Source organism: Paenibacillus bouchesdurhonensis, assembly GCF_900155685.1.
Taxonomy (GTDB): domain Bacteria; phylum Bacillota; class Bacilli; order Paenibacillales; family Paenibacillaceae; genus Fontibacillus; species Fontibacillus bouchesdurhonensis.
In genome coordinates, this window is record NZ_LT732548.1 from 4,518,494 (window position 1) to 4,540,063 (window position 21,570).

General features: G+C 46.9%; 15 protein-coding genes. 2 read left to right on the plus strand and 13 right to left on the minus strand.

All coding sequences use genetic code 11. The features are described 5' to 3' along the window. Positions 1 to 35 precede the first annotated feature (35 nt). The 9 genes from CZ379_RS24545 to CZ379_RS24585 all read right to left on the minus strand — a co-directional run bounded on the left by CZ379_RS24545 (position 36) and on the right by CZ379_RS24585 (position 15,317). Positions 36 to 4,508 (minus strand): non-ribosomal peptide synthetase, encoded by a 4,473-nt coding sequence (locus tag CZ379_RS24545; RefSeq protein ID WP_110934018.1) that lies wholly within the window; start codon positions 4,506 to 4,508, stop codon positions 36 to 38. Positions 4,509 to 4,564: 56 nt separating this feature from the next. Then, entirely contained in the window at positions 4,565 to 5,575 is a 1,011-nt protein-coding gene (locus CZ379_RS24550; protein ID WP_110934019.1) for a cysteine peptidase family C39 domain-containing protein, read from the minus strand. Between the two features lie 179 nt (positions 5,576 to 5,754). After that, complete coding sequence (locus tag CZ379_RS24555) at positions 5,755 to 7,119, minus strand: glycoside hydrolase family 30 protein (protein WP_110934020.1); 1,365 nt, start codon at positions 7,117 to 7,119, stop codon at positions 5,755 to 5,757. Positions 7,120 to 7,176: 57 nt separating this feature from the next. Continuing rightward, positions 7,177 to 9,183, minus strand: a complete 2,007-nt coding sequence (locus CZ379_RS24560) for a beta-galactosidase (protein ID WP_110934550.1) — start codon at positions 9,181 to 9,183, stop codon at positions 7,177 to 7,179. Positions 9,184 to 9,244: 61 nt separating this feature from the next. Continuing rightward, the gene (locus CZ379_RS24565) at positions 9,245 to 10,072 is read right to left on the minus strand and encodes a carbohydrate ABC transporter permease (protein ID WP_110934021.1); all 828 of its coding nucleotides are present in this window, start codon (positions 10,070 to 10,072) and stop codon (positions 9,245 to 9,247) included. Beyond that, entirely contained in the window at positions 10,069 to 10,953 is an 885-nt protein-coding gene (locus CZ379_RS24570; protein WP_110934022.1) for a carbohydrate ABC transporter permease, read from the minus strand. The genes CZ379_RS24565 and CZ379_RS24570 overlap by 4 nt, the downstream gene beginning before the upstream one ends. A gap of 82 nt (positions 10,954 to 11,035) precedes the next feature. Then, positions 11,036 to 12,343 (minus strand): ABC transporter substrate-binding protein, encoded by a 1,308-nt coding sequence (locus CZ379_RS24575; RefSeq protein WP_110934023.1) that lies wholly within the window; start codon positions 12,341 to 12,343, stop codon positions 11,036 to 11,038. Positions 12,344 to 12,469: 126 nt separating this feature from the next. Next, positions 12,470 to 13,531 (minus strand): response regulator, encoded by a 1,062-nt coding sequence (locus tag CZ379_RS24580; protein ID WP_110934024.1) that lies wholly within the window; start codon positions 13,529 to 13,531, stop codon positions 12,470 to 12,472. Further along, entirely contained in the window at positions 13,506 to 15,317 is a 1,812-nt protein-coding gene (locus CZ379_RS24585) for a sensor histidine kinase (RefSeq protein WP_234405011.1), read from the minus strand. Before CZ379_RS24585 ends, CZ379_RS24580 begins: the two co-directional genes overlap by 26 nt. Positions 15,318 to 15,329: 12 nt before the next feature. Here CZ379_RS24585 and CZ379_RS24590 point away from each other — a divergent pair, with 12 nt between their 5' ends. After that, a complete protein-coding gene (locus CZ379_RS24590) occupies positions 15,330 to 15,566 on the plus strand; it encodes a hypothetical protein (protein WP_110934025.1) in 237 nt (78 codons plus the stop codon). 159 nt (positions 15,567 to 15,725) lie between these two features. On the opposite strand, the gene CZ379_RS24595 is transcribed toward CZ379_RS24590, so the two are convergent. The 3 genes from CZ379_RS24595 to CZ379_RS24605 all read right to left on the minus strand — a co-directional run bounded on the left by CZ379_RS24595 (position 15,726) and on the right by CZ379_RS24605 (position 19,757). After that, positions 15,726 to 16,403: a DUF1266 domain-containing protein gene (locus CZ379_RS24595; RefSeq protein WP_110934026.1), complete on the minus strand. Its 678-nt coding sequence runs from the start codon at positions 16,401 to 16,403 to the stop codon at positions 15,726 to 15,728. A 17-nt stretch (positions 16,404 to 16,420) separates the two neighbouring features. Next, positions 16,421 to 17,758 (minus strand): tetratricopeptide repeat protein, encoded by a 1,338-nt coding sequence (locus CZ379_RS24600; RefSeq protein WP_199925763.1) that lies wholly within the window; start codon positions 17,756 to 17,758, stop codon positions 16,421 to 16,423. Between the two features lie 241 nt (positions 17,759 to 17,999). Then, positions 18,000 to 19,757, minus strand: a complete 1,758-nt coding sequence (locus CZ379_RS24605; RefSeq protein WP_267890507.1) for an MFS transporter — start codon at positions 19,755 to 19,757, stop codon at positions 18,000 to 18,002. A 109-nt stretch (positions 19,758 to 19,866) separates the two neighbouring features. Here CZ379_RS24605 and CZ379_RS24610 point away from each other — a divergent pair, with 109 nt between their 5' ends. Continuing rightward, entirely contained in the window at positions 19,867 to 20,358 is a 492-nt protein-coding gene (locus CZ379_RS24610) for a pyridoxamine 5'-phosphate oxidase family protein (protein WP_110934028.1), read from the plus strand. A 224-nt stretch (positions 20,359 to 20,582) separates the two neighbouring features. Here the strand turns inward: CZ379_RS24610 and CZ379_RS24615 are convergent, their stop codons facing one another. Beyond that, positions 20,583 to 21,554 (minus strand): helix-turn-helix transcriptional regulator, encoded by a 972-nt coding sequence (locus CZ379_RS24615; protein ID WP_110934029.1) that lies wholly within the window; start codon positions 21,552 to 21,554, stop codon positions 20,583 to 20,585. Positions 21,555 to 21,570 lie beyond the last annotated feature (16 nt).

A 21,570-nucleotide genomic window follows, 5' to 3' on the forward strand; every position in this document is an offset into this window, starting at 1 on the left:
TTTGCTTCTTATGCATTGCGGTGCAACAAGTGGGGTCAGTTAAAGAGAACATCCAGCTCGTCCTGCATTAACTTTAATGTAGTGAAATCCGAAGGAGTAAATTCGGGCTCCGTATTCAGACATAACTGAACAACTTCCATTAATTTTTGCATAAAGGATTCGAGCAGATTCTCCATGCTCTCCCTGTTAAACATCGCTTCACTATAAGTCAATCGAACAAGAAGCTTTCTGTTAACTACCAGCGCTACAACATCGACGAGACAAGCAAGCTTGTTGCTTGAGCAGGTCTCACTTCCAAGATCCTCCACACCCATCCGAAAAGAAGAACCCTGAAGGAGGTTGTCAATCTCACCCAGATAATTAAAACGCAATAAGCGTTTGTCTACTTTCAAGAGCCGCTTGGAATTGTAGACTAATATTCCATAGTCTATTCCCTTGTTAGGAATTTGTCGGAGCTGTTCTTTAACAGCTCTAATTATGCTTGAGGGTTCTTGAACAGGCAGATAAATATTTACCGGAAATAATGTAGTAAACCATCCAACGGTTCTCGATATATCCACATCCGCAAACAATTCTTCCCGGCCATGCCCTTCAAGTTCGATGCATATCTTCTCCTTGCCGCTATATTCACGCATAGCCATTGCCAAGGAAGCCGTTATCAGCTCGCTAGTCTGGGTATGGAAGGCAGCATTCGCCTCGCCAAGCAGCCTGCCAGTCACTGATTCAGGCAGCTCGCGAACCAATGTGCTACAAACTGCATATCGGTCATCCGCAGAAGGAAAATCACGATTCAGGCTATCCTCCGCCTCCGCGACCGCACGCTCCCAATAAGGCAAGTACTCCATTGCCTGCTTACGGCTATATGCCTCAATCGCTTCTGCCCAAGCTTGAATAGAATGGGTCTTGGCTGGCAAAGCACAGCTTGTACCACTGGGTATTGATTGTAGTAGCCGGTCAAGATCCTCCAGCAATACACGCCAGGATACACCGTCTACAATCAGATGATGTGCCGTCAGCAGCAAGGCTTGCCCATCTTCTCCCTTCCCGAACAATAGCGCTTTAAACAGGAGGCCCTGTCCAAGCTGGATGGTCGCTTTCATGGACTCGGAATGGCTTCGAATGACTTCAGCCTGTTCCTCACTCTGCAGCGAGGTTAAATCACAATAATCAAACTCCATTTGTTCCCTGCGTACCTCGCGGTACACTAGCTTCCCTGTCTTCATTTCATGCTGCAGCCTCAGAGCATCGTGATGCTGGAGTAATAAATACAAAGCTTCCAGCAGGACGGGAATCTTTACCTTATGTTCCAGGTGGATAAGTACCGATTGCGTATAGAAATGCGGATTGCCCCATTGACTTTCCAAAAACCAAGAAGTGACCGGCAAGGCTTTAACTTGCCCTGTACAAGGTTTCTGCTCTATTGGCGCAGCTATATTCATTTCTAGCACAGCGGCCAGTTCATGAATATCAGGATAGCTCAGAATATCCTGAACCCTAAGTTTGTAACCTGCGGAATTCACCTTGGCGACAATTTGAATCGCCTTAATAGAATCGCCGCCCATTCGATAGAAATTATCAGAGGTTTGTACTTCCTCCACCTGAAGAACCTCTTTATATATGTCTATCAGCCAATGAACAATATCTTCAGGTCTACCAGCTCTCACCTGTTCTCGCACTGGTTTCGCAGACGCGGGATCAGGTAAAATCCGTCGATCTACCTTCCCATTAGGCGACAAAGGTAATTCAGCAAGCTGTACAAAATAAGCAGGAAGCATATAAGAAGGCAGAACCTCCAGCAGCTTCATTCTCAATTCCAGTACATCAATCTGCTCTGCTGCGACAAAGTAAGCCGCCAAATAATGCTGTCCCTCCGCGATTCGATCGATAACCACCGCTTCTTTAATCGAATCAATAGCCAGCAATTGATGCTCGATCTCTCCTGTTTCAATGCGATAGCCTTTGATTTTGACCTGATGATCCATGCGTCCAAGATATACCAAATCTTTACTATCAAGGCGTACTGCCAAATCACCAGTACGATACATCCTCATCCCCTTAAGGAATGGATTACTCACAAAGCGCTCCTGGGTCAACTCCGGTCTGCTCAGATAACCCCTTGCCACACCGTCGCCTGAAATATAAATTTCACCGACAGCTCCGTTAGGAACCGGCTCCAGTTGCTCATTCAGTAAATAGATTTGTACATTATTTATAGGCTGGCCAATAGGAACCGATGCTCCTTGATCACGTTCCGGATCGTATTTATAAATCATGCAGCCAACTACGGTCTCTGTAGGGCCATATTCATTATAAATAGCGATAGAGCCTGAGCTTTTGAGGCAAATCTCCCTAGCCAGAGCACATTTCAAATCCTCACCGCCAACGATAAATGTATGAACCGCCAGCTGGTCGAGCTCCATATCCTTGAGGAGTGACAAATGTGCAGGAGTAAGTTTGACTATCGTAGCTTTCTTCTCCTTCAGAATACGGTGAATTATGAATTCCTCGCCATTATCATCATAAATTTCTATTCGGTGTCCCCCGATAAGCGGAGTAAATATTGAGGTGACGGTTAAATCAAAGGCTATGGAAGAGTACAACGCAAATATCTCATCCTCTGTTCTGGTATATTGTTGATTTGCCCACCAAATATAGTTGACAAGGCCGCGATTCTCAATCATCGCTCCCTTGGGTTTACCTGTGGAGCCGGAAGTATAAATAATATAGACCATATCGTCCGGTGATCCTGTAAGCCCAAGATTGCTGCCATCCTGCACGTACAGGTTATCATTCTCAAGCTGGATAACCGTTCCCTTATAAGACAGGGTCGTCCAATCATTCCCCAACGTGAGCAGAAGCGGTGCCTGACTATCATGCAAAATATACTCTATCCGTTCCCGAGGATATTCAGGATCAATAGGAATATACACTGCGCCTGCTTTGATAACAGCCCAAATGGCGACCATAATTTCTAAAGAATGCCGTCCCATAATCGCTATCGGGGTCTGAGGATCGATGCCATATTGCAACAGGGTGCGCGCCAACTGGTTAGCTCGTGAATTCAGCTCCTTATACGTTAAAGATTGTCCATTATACGTTAATGCCACATGTTCAGCTGATTGTGCAGACTGCTTCTCGAACAAATCCAGAATGGTTTGGTCGGCAGGGTATGAGCGCTCTGTCAAATTACATTCGTAGAGCAGTTTGTCACGCTCACCTGGCAATAGCAGCTCCAGGTTTCGTATCGATTGATGCGGTGCATTTAAAATTTGTTCTGCTATAAGTTCAAGCCGTAAAAACATCTCTTCGATTTGCCAAGAGGAATAGTCATCGGTTTTATAGTCAAAATAAAGCTCAAGCCCCCCGTTTTCTTCCCATTCCGTAATAATAAGCTGTAAAGGATATAGTTGGTTGCCGTTATGCACCTCGGTTTGCTTCATTTTCCATCCCGGGCCAAAGCTTTTATCATACGATGTATTATAATAGTTCACACTAACTTGAAATAATTGATCTATGCCTCGTTTCTGCAGCTGAAGGTCTTGTACTAACAGATTGTAGGGATATTTCTGATGGAAGTAACTTTGAATGAGCTCGAGGTTGCAGTTCAGTATAAACTTGGAGAGCGATGTATCTTGTTCGATCTGAATCGAAAACGGCATACTGCTAGTGAACATGCCGAAGGTTTTCTTCTCCTTGACTCCGGTACGATTTAGAACGGGTGTACCAATTATAATGAGGTTTTGTTGAGTGACTTTATGAAGGTAAAGCAGCATTGCAGCTATGAAAAAGGTATTCAACGACACCTGATGTGTATTCGTAAAATCGCGGATTCTGTCTGAAATAGGTTGATTTAAAGCAAATGCCTTTCGCTGGCCTCTAGTGTTGTTTGACGTAGGAAATAAAGTAATTTCATCAACATGCTTAAACTTATTTGTCCAATAATGTTTACTCTTCTTAAAGCGTGATGAGGTTAAATATTTCTGCTCCTGCTCGATATAATCAATATATGTAGGCCTTGCTGCCTCCTGAATCATTTCTCCCCGCATCAATTGGGTATAAAGCTCATTAATATGCGAGGTCATTAGTTGAAAGGACCAGCCATCGGAGATGATGTGATGTACCTTGGTTAAATAGGCGCTCTCTGTTTCGCTGATCTTGACTAGGATAAATTCATACAATGCCTCTCCATCCAGCGGAAGCGGCAGGGCAAATTCCGAAGCCGCCCATGCATCAACATCAACATCAGAGGTATTCGTTGTAAAATCTATAAACGAAAACCGCCTCCTTTGATAGGCTGTTACTGTCTGCTGAACACCTGAATCTTGTTCAACGATTCTTATGCGAATCGCATCGTTAAGCCTTATAAATTGGTTGATCGCTTCCTCTAGCAAATCAAAATCAACAGCTCCATAAATTCTGATTAATCCGCCTATGTTATAGATACTCGTACCCGGGGAGATATTTTCCACATACCAAATGCGTCTTTGTGGATGGGTTAAGGAGTACATCGAATTTATGTCCAGAGAAAAAACCTCCAATACATATGATTATGAGGGCACAGCCACTAGGAAATAAGCTGGCGTTCCAGTGCCTCCACCACGGTTTCCAATATCGCCTGTTCATGATCTTTAACAGCTGTTAACTCCTTTAACCCCTGTTTCAGAAGAACATCGTCTTTCGTCAAAGCGTACTTCATCAGTGCATGCCGTAAAGAAAACATCCTTTCCTCTACAGAACTAAAACACCCTGTAAAATCAGCCGGGAGAATCCCCTGACTGCATAAGTAGTTTAAACGCAGCGACATCGTCTTCTTATGCTCCAGTAAAATGTGTATCGGCCTGATGTCCCGTTTGCGAGCAAGGATGGGCAAATTATCAGCGATTGCTTGGTAAACATCAGTACCAAATGCGGCTTCCAGCATTCCGGATGTTGAACGGTAGCCTAGTGAAATATTGCGTGCAGCCAAGTAATCCTCCAATGATTGTTTAATAGCAGCTGCATCGAGTGCATAGCTTCCAGAAGGATTTATTTTATATAAAAAAATATGTTCCTCAAAACGTTCCGTATTCGGGAGCTGAAATACGGCTTGCTCCAATTCATGAAACGGCACAAGTGTCCTGCGAAATTGCATCTCCTGGTCGTATCCCAAAATCAGAAACATACTACTACTATCATCATAACCATAGATTAGAACATCATGGGCATAATGAATCTGACGGTAAACCCGCCGCTGAGGTATATAAAACTCATCCACATTAAGCGAAATAGTGTAGCCTAAATTAATATTCCTGATAAGAAAGTCTATAATGCCTTCGGGAGAAGAAAGTATGGATTCCCTCTCCAGTTTCTGTGTAATCAGCCAAGGACATCGGACAAAGTCCTCTCCATAGAAACTAAGAGGCAGGGATGATGAAGCATAATCTTCGTCAAGATGAGAATAAGAGTATAGATGAATAAAATTACTATAAAACCATGGTAGTGTTTCTTGGCGAGTGAATAAAGTGCAGAGGGGGTATGCCAAATACTGATACCCAATAATTGGCGGTATAGCGATATCTAACTCTTTTATAGCCAAACCAACACCTGCCTTTCAATTTCAAATAAATATATAATAAAAATACCCATTTTAGGAAAAACCAGAGTGTTACATCTAATTTTATACTCCCACATATGTTAACTAATGTCAACATTTATAGCAAAAATAGAATAAAAAGTAAAAGAAAGCTGTAATTCACAGCTTTCTTCGCAGCACGATTAGATTTTGAAAGTATGGAAGGATAACGCCGGCAGTTCGCACGAGATCGTTTCGTTAGCTGCCTGCAAGGACAATGTTCTTGGCTCTTTGAACGGGTTGGCAAGAACTACAATCCCCCCTCCATCCGGGTTCTGGAAAGCGAGTGCATTTCCAGCCAAAGTTCCTTTGACGCCAAGACGTACTGCCCCCGGCTGGATAAAGTTCGAGAAATGGCGCATCACATAATATTCCGGATTAAAGATCGTTTGCTTGGTGGCCGGATCGATTGAGATCATCGTATTCTGCTCCCAGCCCCAAGTGCTGAGACCGCCCGGCTCCAGAATTATATTCCAATAGATATAGCTGTTTACACCGTTTGAGAAATAATGCTTGTACAGGTTGAAAACGTAGTGCGCATATTCCCAGCTGTTCTTACCGTCGCCGCATTCGTTCTCCGTCTGCATATAACGAAGCTCGGGGTAGCTCTCCACCGTGCGCTGCAGCGCATATTTTCCCGCCCACTGATAACCGACGCCGCTGATATATTGCCTTGCCCCGGGATCGCTCAGCACGACATTCGCATAGACATCATAATCGGTGTTCTCCTGGCGGTACGGGTCTGGGCCGTTAATGGTTCCTAGCCAAATCTCCGTTGACAACCCATGCTCCCGGAAGGCAGGTCCGAGATAGTCGCGGATGAAATCGCGCAATTGCTCGCCCGTCCATACGCAGGAGGGGAACTTCTGATCCGCAACCGGCTCGTTCTGCACATATACCTGATGAATCGTGATGCCTTCCTCCGCGTAAGCTTGAATAAATTTAACGAAGTAGAGCGCATAGGCTTGCAAAATGTCAGTCTCCCACCGCAGCGTTCCGTAGTTGTAAGCTTTGGGATGCTTCATCCAGGTCGGCGGGCTCCATGGCGATGCGAACAGAGTTAAGTTCGGATTAACACGCAGCGCTTCTTTAATATAAGGAATAAGAATCTGCTTGTCCCGCTCGATAGAGAAATGTTCCATCGCATAATCGCCGTCCGTCTCGTTCAGACTATACCACTCGGCGGCATAGTCGGTCGCTCCCATCGGCAGCCGGCAGATGCTGAACCGGCACTCTCCTTTTGGATCAAACAATTTTCGCATTAATTCCTGCCGTTCCACTTCGGTTACATGCTGCAGCGCGAGAAAACCAAGCTCGTTAAAGCATCCGCCGAAGCCGTCTACCGCCTGATACTGCTCTTCCGTTATCTGCAGGCTCGCTGGCAAGCTGGATAAAGCCGTTTCACCTTGAGCATCTGACGCCGGGCTTAACCCGCTTCCCCCCGCAAGAGGGAGGGCCTGCTCCCGCCAATATTCCTGCTGCGTCGTAGAAATCCATATCTGATTCATAAGGACTGAACCTCCTAAGTGTGATCGTACTCCTGGGTTATATCGTTTCCGAGTTAGCTACTTCTCTTCGATGATCAGCACGCCCCAGCGCTCAAGAGTCAACTGCTGCTGACTCGCGACGCTTTGTTCTGACAACAATTCTTCGCCGTCTTGATGCGGGTACGTCATAAGCTGCGCTTCATCGGAATAGTTCATATAGTAATGGACAAGCTTGCCGTCTTCATTGCAGCCGGACTTCGTAATCAGCGGAAAGGCTATCTCCTGATTCTTCCCCCACAGTCCCGCCTCCTTCACCGCTTGCTCCAGCACCTGGCGCATGATCGCCGGGCTTGGCAGGCAGCCCACGTAAGTCGCGACCCCGTCGCCATACTTGTTCCGTGTAATAGCGGCATAGACTCCCCAATGCGGGTGGTCATAATAGGCTAGCACCTCCGCCGTCGTCGGCGTGATCAGTTCCATCCACGTCTCTACAACATTTTGCTCTTCTCCTACGCCGAAGGGATCACCCTTCAGTGCCACATTCTTCGGTTCAACAAACATGCTGTAATAGATGCCGCAGGCTTCGTTGATGATGCCCGGCTGATGTGTCGTTCTTACTTTGATGTGCTCATTCGTGAATCCGCTCTTGAAGGAGTAGACGATATGTCCGCCATTGCGTACAAACTCATTCAAACTTTCGAGCAGCTCGTCCGATGCCGCATACAGTGCGGGTACGATAAGCAGCTTATAGTCATTCAGATTGGGACTGGACGGGTGGACGATATCGCAGCCGATATTCATTTTGTATAGTTGATCGTACATCAGGCGAACGATATCATTGTAGTTCTTCTCCTGGCTGGGCAGCTTGAACCACTCCAGTGCAGTTAGCGCTTCGTTGCTAACGAGTACGGCGACCTCGTTATTCTTCCGCAAATTCACAAGCTTCGAGGAAAGTCTGGCAAAATCCCGCCCGATCGTCTTTGCTTCGTTATAAACCGGATTCGGCTCAAAGTCATGGCTCAGCAGTCCTTTCCAATACGTCTCGAAGGAGTTGTGAATTGAATGCCAATGCCAGTAAGCAACCATGTTGGCTCCAGAGGCCAGATGACTGAACGCTTGCAGCCGCAGCTGTCCCGGGTACGGAACCCAATGAGCGAACGCCTGCGCTTCCGTCTCCATCACGAAATAGCTGGCTCCCTTCGTAGATCGGGCCACATCACCGCCGAAGGATATTTCGATGCCGGTCAGATCATCCTGCGACGGATGGTAAATATCCACTCCCGTAATGTCAAACGCTTTGGAGGCCTCGAAATGGTCAACGTCCGGCTGCACGCCGTAGGAATAGCCCCTCCATTCGAAGTCAAAGTTCTGGGTGACGAATTGATCCGGGCGCTTGTACTCATTGACGAGCAATACCTGCCAGGCCAGGAAATCGGTCACCAGCTTCCGCTGGAAGCGGGCGAACTCGGCGCCAAGACTGCCGTTGATCGTCCCGACGACCGAAGGGAAGTCCTCCCAGCTGTTAATCCGATTGCTCCAGTAAGCGAGACCGAACTCCTCGTTCACCTTCTCCACGGTTTCGAATTTCTCTCTCATATATTTCACGAACTGAACCTGTACATTAGGGCCTGCCGTATGATAATGCTTCGTCTCGTTGTCGGTCTGATACCCGATGACGGCTGGATGATCCTTCACGCGCTCCATCATTCTGCGGATGATTCTTTCCGAATAGAACAGGTATTTCGGGTTCGTTATATCCATAATCTGTCTTGCTCCGTAGCGTCCTTCTCCTTGCGGCGTCACCGCCAGCACATCCGGGTGCTCCTTCACCATCCAGGTAGGCACAGCATAGGTTGGGGTTCCGACAATGACCTGAATGCCTGCTGCATGCATCGCCTCCAAGACGCGATCCAGCGAGGTAAAATCAAACACGCCGCTCTGCGGCTCATGCGTGCTCCAGGTCGATTCCCCGATGCGCACCACATTAATCCCTGCATCCTTCATCATTTGGATGTCCTGATCCAATCGATCATAAGGCATGTATTCATCGTAATAAGCGACTCCGTAGTATAGCTTCTTCTGCATGTTCTGCACAGTTGTCTCTCCTCTCTAAACTCATAATGCAACATCTTGCGGGCATCTTTTCCTAACCCTTCACCGCACCCTCTGTAATACCCTCCATAATGAAACGCTGAAAGATCGAATAAATAATGACTACCGGAATAGCCGTCAGGACGAGAGCCGCCAGGATCAAGGACCACTCTTTGTTGTATTCGCCGAACAGCATATTTGTAGACAGAATTAACGTGTAGCGATTGACATCGGTGAGCATAAGCAGCGGAAGCAGAAAGTCATTCCAAATCCATAGGAAGTTCAAAATTCCAATCGTGACCGAAATCGGCAGCAGTAAGGGAAATATGATGCGAAAATAAGTCTGGAAATCCCCGCAGCCATCGATTCTCGCTGACTCCTCCAGCTCCTTCGGGATCGTTTTCACAAAACCGTGGTACAAGAACACCGCCATATTCACGCCAAGCCCGATATAAATCAGCCCCAGCCCATAGGTCGTGCCTTGCACGGCCAAGCTCTTAGCTACTCGGGTCAGCGAAATCATGATGGAATGAAACGGTACGAGCATTGAGGCGATGAACAGGAAAAAGATGAAGTTGCTCAGCTTCCCCGGCGTACGAGACAGCTTATATCCAGCCAAGCCAGCCGCAAAGATAATGCCGCCCACTCCGAGGATGGATACAATCACCGAGTTCTTCACACTGCTCAGCAGGTTAATTTGCTTATAGGCGTGCACATAGTTCTCGAAGTGGAGCTTTGTCGGCAGAGCCATCACCGAGCTGAACATTTCCCCTTGGGTCTTAAACGAGTTGATGACGGCTAGATAAATCGGGAAAAAGGATACTGCGGCCAACACCGCAAGCAATAAAGTAACGAGATAAGAGGCTGCTGTTCGCTTTCTCATGATTCCACCTCTCTTTTTTTCATGACGCTAATTTGAATAAAGGTAAAAAGGAGGATGAATAGGAACAGGATAATCGATTTCGCACTGGCATAACCGTACCTGAAGTTGTTGGAGAAAGCCTCCTCGTAAATGTTCAAGGTGATCACCTGCGTGCTCCGCCCCGGGCCGCCCCCGGTCAAGCCGTACACAACATCAAACACTTTGAACGCTCCGTTCAGCGTAAGGAATAAACAAATCGTCAAAGCATGGGTGATCATCGGCAAGGTGACGCGCATGAAGCGCTGGAACACATTCGCTCCATCAATAATAGCCGCCTCCTGCAAATGCTGAGGCACGCCCTGCAGTCCCGCTAGATAAATAATCATCATATATCCCACGCCGTTCCAAAGGGAGACAATAATAATGGAATAAAATGAAACGTTCGGATCGCCGATCCACCCTTGATCAAGGAATGTAAGCATCGTCTTCTCGGCGATTTGCGGCAGCACTTGCGTAAATACAAAGGACCACATAAACGCGCTGATGATCAGACTGATCATGTTGGGCATAAAAAAGATCGTTCTAAAAAATCCCTTCGATCTCCGTTTCGATTCAATCAGCACCGCGAGAAATAGAGCAAATACGTTCTGCAGCACGACCATAATGACGACGTACTTCAACGTAAACCATAGGGAGTGCAGAAAATCAGGATCATCACGTAAAATTTCCACGAAGTTAGCAAGCCCTACAAAATCATAGGCACGGTTCAGTCCATTCCAGTCGGTCAAGCTGTAGAACATGCCGCCAAGCGTCGGGATCAGCAAGAATATACTGTAAATAATAAAAGCTGGCGCTAGAAAGGCAAAGAAAGACAGGTACTTCCGATAACCTTTGGAGAGCATGGTTACATCACCTCTGATGTTCAAATATTGGTTATTGGAAGAGCAGCGCCACCGAACTCACGCCGCCCTTCGCTACCGGAACCTACTTGTTCACTTTGTTGAAATCCTTCCAAGCTTTATCCAGTGCATTGATCACGTCATCCTGCGACATTTGCTTGGCGAAGTAGCTTTGCAGTCCTTTCCCTACTTCGTCCTTGACCGCTTGAGGAATTCGCGGATCTTGATACGATTTGCCTGCCTTCACGTATTCGGTCGCATCATTTACCCAAGGGTAGCTGTCGAATGTATGCACCGTAGCAAGCGGGTTGAATTTCAGGCTTTGGAAAAACTCGCTGGAATCGTTCTCGTCCAAAATATAGTTGACCAAGTCCAGCGCCACTTCTTTGTTCTTACTCGTCGGCGATACCGCAAGCGAAGTAGAAGTACTCAAGTTGATCAACGTTGCGTCAGGATTATCATTAATCGGCAGCGGGGCTACTCCGAATTCAAAGTCCTCCTTGGACTTCAGAATCGTCTCGGCATACCATGGCCCTTGAATCCACATGGCCCCTTTGCCCGCGGCGAACGCGGCTGCGCCGTCATCCCCGCTTACCTCCAGCGCCTTATCCGTTCCGTTAGCATTGACCAGGTCAATGATATCGAACATCGCCTTCATCTCGGAGAAAGATCCGTTGTCGCTGTACATTCTGTCGACGAAATCAGCATTGCCCGTCTCAGTCATGGCCCCTACAGCTAATGGCAGGAACAGCTGCGGAATCCATGCTTCCTGGTAGGAGAGCACGAACGGCGTTATGTTGTTCTCCTTCAGCTTATCTACAACCGCTTTCATTTCAGTCAATGTGGTTGGAGGCGTCAGGCCAAGATCAGCAAATATTTGCTTGTTGTATAAATATCCCCAGGACAGCGTTTCCAGTGGTACGGCGACAATCTTGTCGTCATACGTCACGGAAGGCTTCACACTTTCGAGCAGTGTATCCACGAAGGGTTGGCTAGATAAGTCCTCCAAGTACCCGGCTTTATAGAAGGTCGGCACCTCGTTTACGGCATGAAGGCTGAATACGTCCGGCGCATCGTTTGAAGCGAGTCTCGTCTTTAATATTTGCGGTGCATTATCCGCATTCGGCATTTCCAGTTGAATCTTGACATCGATATTTTTCTCTGCTTTCTCTTTGGCAATGAAGTCGGCGATGTATTTGTCATACTGTTCTTTGAGGCGAGGCTGTGCGATGAATACCTTCAGGTTTACCGTCTCCGCCTTTCCTCCTTTGTCCGCCTTTTCGGAATCACCGCTATTCGCGCTGCCCGATGAGGTGTTGCCTCCCGATCCGCAGCCTGCCAGCAAGCCTACAACCAAAATCGCGCTAAGCAGCAGTTTCCATTTATTCTTCATGCTTTGACCTCCCAATGTCTGTTTTTGGTTACGCTTTCATTGTAAAATAACAAAGAAAGAGATTAATTCGATTTAATTAACCTCTTTCTTTGTACAATTTTAAACCTCGTTCTTATGTTCTCATTGCTATTCCCGATCTTTTCTCATTTCTCCCGGCGCTACGCCAAAATGTTTCTTGAATACGCGGTAAAAATACGCAATCTCCTCATACCCGCAGCTTTCGGCAATCGTCTTAATCGGCAGCTTGCCCTCCAGCAGCAGCTCTTTGGATTTCCCCATCCGCAGCTGCAGAATATAGTCCGAAAGTGTTTGTCTGAACTCATTTTTAAAGGCTCGACTTAGATATTCTTTACTAACGAAAAAAGCGCCGGCAATCTGTTCCAAGGTAATCGGCTCGCAAAAGTTGGTGTCCACATAATGTTTAATCTCCGCGAGGTTAAGCTTTCGCCGGTATTTCCGGTGCTCCTCAAGCTGGCTCATCGCCAGTAGATACAGCTTCGTTAAATCGTTGAACAGTCGTTCATAGGATTGCAGCGCCTCTTCTTGAATTTCGAATTGGAATCCGTCCACGGCCTGCGAGTTGGCGACCATAAGCTCCCGAAGCAGCACGATGAATTCCTGATAGATTCGATCCTGCATTTCCGCCTGATCCGCTTCATAATTGCTCAGTTGCCGTAGCAGCTTCTGAAATGTGCTTCGGATTCCTGCGATATCGAGCCGGTTATAGTACGCTGTCAGCGCCGGCTTGTAGCCTTTGGCGATTTGCAGGAAGTCAATTTGCAGCGTGAATTGCTGCCGAGAGATTTGGCGGGAGGATTCAAGCTCTCTTTTACACTTGAGTAGGGCAGCATTTAACTCCTGCGGATCAATCGGCTTAAGGATGTAATCCTTGGCTTTGCAGCGAATCGCCTGCTTCAAATACGTGAAATCGTCATACCCGCTGACTATGATTACTTTGGTGTCCGGATAACGCTCGTTCAAGATGCCCAGCAGCTCCATCCCATCCGCTCCCGGCATGCGCATATCCGTAATCACCAGCTGCGGTGAGCGATCTTCGATTAAGCGCAGCGCCTCCAAGCCGTCATCAGCCTCTCCGATAATTTCCATGCCATACTCATCCCATGACCCATACCGCTTAATCATCTCTCGCGGCATTTTCTCATCATCGACGATTATTGTCTTGATCATAGGAGCTGTCACCCTCTTTCATCCTCGGTATTTGTATGCTCACTCTTGTGCCGACACCTGGCTCGCTTTCCACGGATACGCCATACTGCAGACCGAAATGCATTTTGATGCGGGAGGCCACATTGCTCAGGCCGATGCGATCCCCGATGTTCCATATTTGATCTGTCTCACGGTGCAAGCTCTTCTGCAAATCTTCTAAAGTGGAAGCGTCCATGCCAACCCCGTTATCCTCAACGATGATCAGAACTCCCTGCTCATTGCGCTGTGCCTGTACCTTAAGGCGCCAATCGCCGGACTTCTTGTCAAGTCCATGCTGGAAGGCATTTTCCACAATCGGCTGCAGCGTCAGCTTGGGTATTCTGCAATCTGCTGCTTCGGGATCGCAGTCCACCTCATAAGTGATGCGGGGGGAGAACCGCTGCATTTGGATATGCATATAGTTGTTGAGATGATCCAGCTCCATTCGAATTGTCGCCAAATCGTTCTGTCCCCGGATGACATACCGGAACATTTGACTTAAGGAACGAATCAACTCATTGATCTCCTCCGGTTTGCTGGAGAAGGCGAGTCCGCCGATCAGTTGCAATGTATTCTGTAAAAAGTGCGGGTTGATTTGCGATTGAAGCGCTTTCAATTGAGCTGTCTTTTTTTCCAAATTCATGCTGTATTCGGTCTTAATATGCTCTCGAAGTCGGTGGGACATATTATACAGCTTAAATTCCAGGAACCCAAGCTCATCCATTCGGTTGCTCAGTGGCGGCTCCCGATCTTTAATAATGCTAATTCCGCGCATCGACTTAGCCAGACTGACAATCGGCTTGGAGGTGCTCCAGGCTAAGATAACGGCGATCAGCAGGGACAGGCCTGCAGATATGATACCCACGATCAGCCCGTAGTTGAGGTTCGTTTTCGCGCTCTGGTTAATGTATTCGGCGGGAATGACCTTGACCAGCTTCAGATCCCAAGGCTCTACGGTGTTGTAGAAAATGTAGCTCTCCTTCGTCTGAATATATCCCGGGCCGCTCGCTGTGCTCTCTAAATCCTTCAATGCCGTTGCCACACGATCCAATGCCTCGGCCTGCTCTGCATGTTCAGGCACATACATGATTTCGCCGCTGTGATTAGCAATAAATACCGTATAGTTCGGCTCCGATCGCAGAAGCTCCAATGCGCTGTCCATCATTTGCCACTTCACCTGCAGCTCGATGCTACCCAGCAGCTCCTTGTTCTCGAACCGATTGACGCTGCGAATGAGATTGAACTTCGTCGGATCACTCTCGTTGCCCTTGATCATGAAGCTCATGCCGCTCGAGGCTACTTCACTCCACAACCGGGGTACCTGCGGTGGCGTGCTGATTTGCTTCTGCATGCTGTTAATCGTGAATAGCTTGTTCTTCTCTTTCAGATACAATTGGATTCCAAGCAGATGATTATTCCCCGAATAATATACGGAGGTCATCGTATCGATGATGCTGCGCTGGGCGTTGTATTGATTGGACAAGGTCGAACCGTCCATTTTATTAATATATTCATCCAGTGTATTACTGATCAGAATCGTATAAATGAGATTGTTCAGCTGAATGAACTTCTCTTCCAAATAGCCGCCCGTCCAGGTAATTCTCGTAATATTGGACTGGATCACTTCGCTTTCCATCGATTTTCTCGTATTCTCGGTAGATAGAATCGTCACGACGATGAGCGGAACAACGGATATTAGAATCATAATGAGAATCAGCTTGTTGCGTATGCTCCGCCTGAATGGCAAAATGAACCAACGGTATAGCAAAGCATCCCCTCCTTGAGTGATTTTATTGTATCACTTTCGGATTGGCTGTCTAGTGATTTTGTGGGGGCAGCAGGAAATGGCAGGGGCTGGATATTAGCTCCGCGTTACCGCCTGCCGGAGACGACCCGCCAAGCGGATCAGCTGGTGGCTGCTGGGCGGCTCGGAAGACTAGTCATCGTCAATAACCATAATTTCAAGCTTTGTTCCCTGGAGCATATTCGAAAATGCTTGATAGAAATCCTCATCTAAACGAACAAGCAATCGAACCGTGACCTTAAATATCAGCGCAACAGCACATAACAAAGACACCCAGCTCCGAGCCGAGTATTTCTCTTTAGTGGATGCCGAGTATTCGACAGTTACGTTAATGTACTGAGAGAAAGCCCGCCGCTAGTGCGGGCTTCTGCCTTACGGCTGTAGAGGCTGATGCCAATTGACTTTCCGATGTAGCAAGGTACTGTAAGACAACAAATCATACATCCCTGAAATACGAATGTAAGTATAGATTCCCGGTTTATCCGCATAAAAATGACTTCCACACAAATAGGCCAAATAGAATTCCTCCCAGCTCTTGTAAGTCTGCTGCAGCATGGCTGCCGCTTCCATCTTTATGCTCCAAGCCTCTTCCTTTGACAAAAAGCCCTTTACTAGCCCAATCCGGCTCAGCATAATGGCCCAAGCCAAACCGTATGCACTCACATCTCCGGAAGGTAGCTGGTATAGACACTTGGCCACGACATCCCACTGGGCGCAGCTTTTCTCGCTATTCTCCTCCTTTAAGGCTTCAAGATAATGTTGACGTGCCGTTTCGTTAAGTGCCAGCAAACACATATGCCTGCTTCTATATTCCTTTCGACCTCCATCCTCGATTAACCAACGGATTTTACCTTTTAAGCTCTCGGCATCTGTTATGCTCCAAAGCTGTAGCGAACTACGGATCACACTTTTGCGAACCAGCCTTTCAGCAAGGCCAAATTCATAGACCACATAATAGTTTTGCAGTATGTCTTGAAGACAACTTGCCGTAAGACATCGGAAATACTGTTCTATTTTTCTTCGCTTCCCAAAAGCATATCGCCTTGCCATGAATTAAACCTCCTTAATCAAGTAAAAAACATCCTTGCTGTTCTTAAGGTCTTCCAAGCGGTTCCGCAAAGTATGATGGGCAATAGAATCAAAAATAGCGGGGGCAAGCGAAAGATAAAATAAACAAGCACGAATAAAAAAAGATAAAGCCAGCTTAATCTAAACATCAGCATGCCATAGTTCCACATTTGAGACTTTCTAATCCTCTTTTTATACTCTGCATGTCGGGGACTATGCTCTTGGGGCAACAAATGCCTATTTCTCATCCGCAGCAACATCAAATTATATTGAAAGTGGTAAAATTTCTGCCAAATCGGTTCGGTTTCCGCGTATTGCTTCCAAACTTGCTCAATACGTCCCAACTCAATTGCGGAGTTTCCATATATGCTCATGACATCCTGGTTCAATACTCCTTGCTCCTCCAACAAATTACACTCCACTATGGCCTCGTCGTAGCGTTGTTCATTATAAGAGAAATGTGCAAGTAACAGGCGAGCCTCATGCTCGTCCGGTTTTAGCTTAAGAACTTGCTGCAGACAAAAATTCGCCTCCGAATTTTGCCCCAGTCTCAGATAGCATTTCGCTTGCAGAAGCTGCAAATCCGGGTCATTCTGGAACATGGCATGCGCCTCCGCCAGATCATCCCTGGCCGCCACCGGATTATCCTCCATAAGTAAAGTTTGAGCATCCTGCCTTAGCGTAAGATAGTGCTCAATATCGAAGTCAAGCTGTCGATCTTCAAAACAGCCATACCCTAATTCCGCAGCACCCTGAATTTGCCCGATGATAAAAGCTATTTCTTCCTCATCATAGAGTTCAAATAGATCTTCTTTCTGTTCCAGCAAGTAAAAGGATTGGTTCAAAACATCCCATACTTTTCGCGGAAAATGCCGATGCTCTTCTAAAAAACGCAGCAATCCACTTAACCGCTCACTCTGATGATCCATATCCCACATATAGTCGCTCGCCATCAATATTTTCCATTGCTCAGGATCAATGCGGCGCGGAAAATGGTCATACAGCTCCTCCATTTGCTCAAAAAATACCTGAGCCGGATGACGTTTCAACTGGGATGATTCCGAATCGCCGGCTTGCCAAGATGTCCGCAGCACCGAAATCTCGTCATCTGGATCGTATGTATCGTAGCTCCATTCATCCTCGTCCATATCGCAACTGGCTTCTTCATCCTCCAGCGCTTTAGCTCGTTTCTTTGCCCATTCATAGGCCTCTCTCAAACGCTGATAGCCCTCGGGATCCTCCTCCGGATGATAAACCTGCAATTGGCTTGCGTAAGCCTTCTTAATAACGGATTCGTCCGTCGTAGGGTCTATCCCTAGTACAGTCCAATATGTCATTACTCTCTCGGCCATCCTTTTTTCAAAAATTATGTATCAAGCATTATATTATATAGATTAAACAATACATAGCAATACAATTAATAGGATCAAAATGCGTTGACCTGTTGTCTAAAAACCTTCCTAGCCCTTTGGCACAAAAAAGAGCCTGAGAGTGATCATCTTTCAAGGCTCCAAAAGGTAGTAAAATTTTGTTGTACTTCGCTGCTTAATTGCTCTGCCCCTAGCATCATCTTATGAGCTATTCAACGCGTGATACCGCAGAAGCTTTACCTCTTAACGGCACCAGGATTAAAGAAGCCACAATGATTAGTACACCTAATACAGCCGCTGACCAGTATAAACCGCCGTAGCCATTCTCTGCAGCCATCCTTGTAATTTCGGATACACTGTTTAAGATTACTTCTTTTAAGGCAGGATCTTGGATCGAGCCGACAATTTCATTCATCTGATTTGCATCGATTGCACCAGAGCCCGCAGCCATCTGTTGACCAATTTGCGCTAGCTCGCCAAGTGCCTCCTTCGACAAATCAGCCCTTGCAATATTGTCTTGTAACACATTCTGAAAGTCACTCTGAAAAAGATTACCCATATTGTTAAAGCCACGTGCAATGAAGCCTGCATAAATGGTTGGTGCTATGGTCATACCTATCTGGCGCAGTAGGGATAAAGAAGCTAGCGCAGTACCTTTATTCGATTGTAGACCTTCTGTCGCTAAAATATTTAATGGCGCGCCTAAAATAACACCAATCCCCACACCTGCGATCATACTGGAAACCACGAATTGCCATTTTAATTCAATCCATAATGGGAATAAGGCAAACCCGATGGCGGCAATCAGCCCCGATATAATAACGGTAAACACAGGGCCGCGCTTCGTGACCAGTGTACCGCCCAAGCCTGCGCCAACCCCTGCTGCTAATGCGAGCGGGGTCATCCAATAGCCCGACTTTTCAGCCATGATCCCCAGCACATTTTCGGTGAAGGCGGGGATAAAAATCATCGCTGCTAAAATGCCGCCTGATAAAGCGCCAATCAAAAGCACCATTAAAAAGCGAGGCTGTCTAATCAAGTATATCGGTAAAATCGGGTCGCCATTCTCCTTTTTCTCCAATACCGACTCATACAGCATCAACACGATAAACAATACGATCCCTGCACCAATAAAGCCTGATACTTCAAGCTGCTTAAAGCTGGCCCAGAAATCAATGTCAATATTGGTTAAGCCGTACATTAGGGATAACACGGCAAAAGACAAAATAATGGTACCGATTAAATCTAACCGCCCTGGACTTGGATCCGAGGATTCCTCTAGCCTCATTAAGGCCAGAATGAACAAAACAATAGCAATCGGCACGTTGATTAAGAATAAAATATGCCAATTCCCCGTTAAGTCGAGTAAGAAAGAACCAACGTTTGGCCCTAATACAGCGGCAACCCCGTTCATCGCCCCTAAAAGCCCCAAATATTTCGCCTGCTTGCCCGGTTCAACAGTACTTAATATATGTGAATTCCCGATAATAAAAATACCGCCGCCGCCAAGCGCTTGAATGAAACGAGCAGCTAAATAAAAGCCAAATGAAGGACTAAGCGCTACCAATAAAGAACCGATACCGAACAAGGCGATTTCAATAATAAATAGCTTCCTTCTTCCATACCTATCGGAAAGTTTACCAACAATCGGTAAGCTAATCGCTAAGCCAAGGGTATAGATGGTTATGCCCCAGGCACCCCAGTTATCAGTCACATCATAGTGACGATTAATGGTTGTAAGCGCTGAACTAATAATCCCATTATCAAGCTGCGCCATAAATACGCCGATTGAGAATAAGAGCAAAGCCCAAAAGTGAGAGGTTTTTTTAGCCAACAAGTTTCCCTCCTTTTTTACACCTTCCAATAATACACCTTTGCAGCGGGTGTTTTCAATTTCTCTTGCAACCATTATAAGAGGGTGAGGCCACTTTATTCTTTTATGTTCATAAAACACCGGAAATACCATAGGTAGCCCCTTAACAAGTGGCTTTGTAAAATACCAGCAAAGTACTACTTTTTTTCAGATTAGGGAAAGGTAACAGAATAAAACATAAAATTTTTGAAGGGATGAAAACATGACGACATCTGTTACCGACAATCAAGAAGCGATCAAAACCGTCCATGAATTAATCAAAGGGATCGAAACCGCGATGCTAACGACTGTTTCCGAAGAGGGACTCGTATCTCGGCCCATGAAAACCCAGGACGTCGAGTTTGACGGAACGCTTTGGTTCCTGACAAAAAAGGATAGCGGCAAATTTCATGAGCTGCTTCATAATCAACATGTGAACGTAGCCTATGTAGGAAAATCCTTTGTCTCTATCCGCGGTAATGCTGAATTGGTGGAGGATCAGAAGAAATTGCAAAAATTTTGGAATCCCATGTACGAGGAACTGCTTGAAACCACTTCTGACGACCCTAATCTGGTTCTCATCAAGGTAAATGCGGAAACTGCGGAGTACTGGGATTCGGGCAACAAATTTAAAATGGTTAAATTCCTGCTCCGCAGAATGTTAGGCAAGAATACCGAGGGAACGGATATGAATCAGATTGTGAATATGACTTGAGACCATGTTCTAAGGCAAGGTTCTCCGGCTGTCTGTCGCGCGAAGCTCCCAGCGCCGTCTGTACGGCAGGTTGCCATAAATCGGGCCACCAAAATGGTGGCCTAACATATGAACCCGCCCTCATGGCTATAAGCTAGGCCGTTGTAAAACGGTCGCATCCCATAAGTGGCGAAGTGCGAAGTCACTTGCCTGCCAGAATTACTGCCGATTTTCTGAGTTCAAGTTCAGTCGGTATTGTTATCGTAATATTTTGCGATTCCATACGCCATTTCCCGGATCTTGCATTTCAGCTCAATCGGTTCCCGAACCCGAATAGCCGTGCCAAAAGTTATCAGATACATCGGAAGGTACTTGTTCATTGTTGGGACATCAAGCAGAAACCGGGCCTCTCGATCGCTCCGTTCACTCAAATAGTGGCGCAGATGCCAGTGGGCGCAAATCGCGTTCAGGGCGTCGGATTCTCCCTCAACGCAAATGACCGTCAACGGTCCGTCCGCCTCCCGTTCTCGCTCGGACTGGTCGTGGAGGTAAGTCGACGCAGAAAAATGCAGAGGCTGATCAAATCGCAATTCGGTCTGCTCCAGCCATTCGATTCGATCAACACGGAACGTCCGAACCCCCTGAGACCGATGGCAGAATGCGACAGCGTACCATTCATTCCGGTCATAAGCTAACCCGTACGGATCAAGCTCACGTTCGTAAGCTTGATCCGCATTCGCTTTACGATAGGCGATGCGGACCGTTCTCCCCTCCTTCGCCGCCTGCTCTAGATCCCTGAGCAACCGAGTGGCGGAAGGCGGACGCGCTGGAACAATCACATCCAAGCCGCTTGTCTGACGGGACAAATCATCGCGCTGTTCATCATGCAGCCCGTTTTCGACCTTCTTCAATACGCTTTGTAACTCCTCCGTATATGGATAACCTGCGCCTTGCGCAAATTTAAATGCGTCCACAAGCGCCTTCAGCTCTAAAGAGTTGAAGAACAATGGCGTCTCCTTAAAGCTGTCCAGAATGCGAATCCCGCCATCATGGCCCGATTCTGCGATGACCGGTACACCGCTGGCACATAATGCATCGATATATCGATACACGGTGCGAACGCTGATCTCTAAACTGTCCGCGATCTGCGCAGCGGTGAGCTTTCTACCGGAGCGCAGCATCCAGAGCATGGACAGCATGTTATCCCATTTTGCCATCGCAATCCCCCTCTTT

Excerpts from the sequence above, each read along its gene's own strand:
- CZ379_RS24545 (WP_110934018.1), bottom strand. The coding sequence starts at position 4,508 with ATGTACTCCTTAACCCATCCACAAAGACGCATTTGGTATGTGGAAAAT.
- CZ379_RS24555 (WP_110934020.1), bottom strand. The coding sequence starts at position 7,119 with ATGAATCAGATATGGATTTCTACGACGCAGCAGGAATATTGGCGGGAG.
- CZ379_RS24560 (WP_110934550.1), bottom strand. The coding sequence starts at position 9,183 with ATGCAGAAGAAGCTATACTACGGAGTCGCTTATTACGATGAATACATG.
- CZ379_RS24565 (WP_110934021.1), bottom strand. The coding sequence starts at position 10,072 with ATGAGAAAGCGAACAGCAGCCTCTTATCTCGTTACTTTATTGCTTGCG.
- CZ379_RS24570 (WP_110934022.1), bottom strand. The coding sequence starts at position 10,953 with ATGCTCTCCAAAGGTTATCGGAAGTACCTGTCTTTCTTTGCCTTTCTA.
- CZ379_RS24575 (WP_110934023.1), bottom strand. The coding sequence starts at position 12,343 with ATGAAGAATAAATGGAAACTGCTGCTTAGCGCGATTTTGGTTGTAGGC.
- CZ379_RS24580 (WP_110934024.1), bottom strand. The coding sequence starts at position 13,531 with ATGATCAAGACAATAATCGTCGATGATGAGAAAATGCCGCGAGAGATG.
- CZ379_RS24595 (WP_110934026.1), bottom strand. The coding sequence starts at position 16,403 with ATGGCAAGGCGATATGCTTTTGGGAAGCGAAGAAAAATAGAACAGTAT.
- CZ379_RS24600 (WP_199925763.1), bottom strand. The coding sequence starts at position 17,758 with ATGACATATTGGACTGTACTAGGGATAGACCCTACGACGGACGAATCC.
- CZ379_RS24605 (WP_267890507.1), bottom strand. The coding sequence starts at position 19,757 with ATGGTATTTCCGGTGTTTTATGAACATAAAAGAATAAAGTGGCCTCAC.
- CZ379_RS24610 (WP_110934028.1), top strand. The coding sequence starts at position 19,867 with ATGACGACATCTGTTACCGACAATCAAGAAGCGATCAAAACCGTCCAT.
- CZ379_RS24615 (WP_110934029.1), bottom strand. The coding sequence starts at position 21,554 with ATGGCAAAATGGGATAACATGCTGTCCATGCTCTGGATGCTGCGCTCC.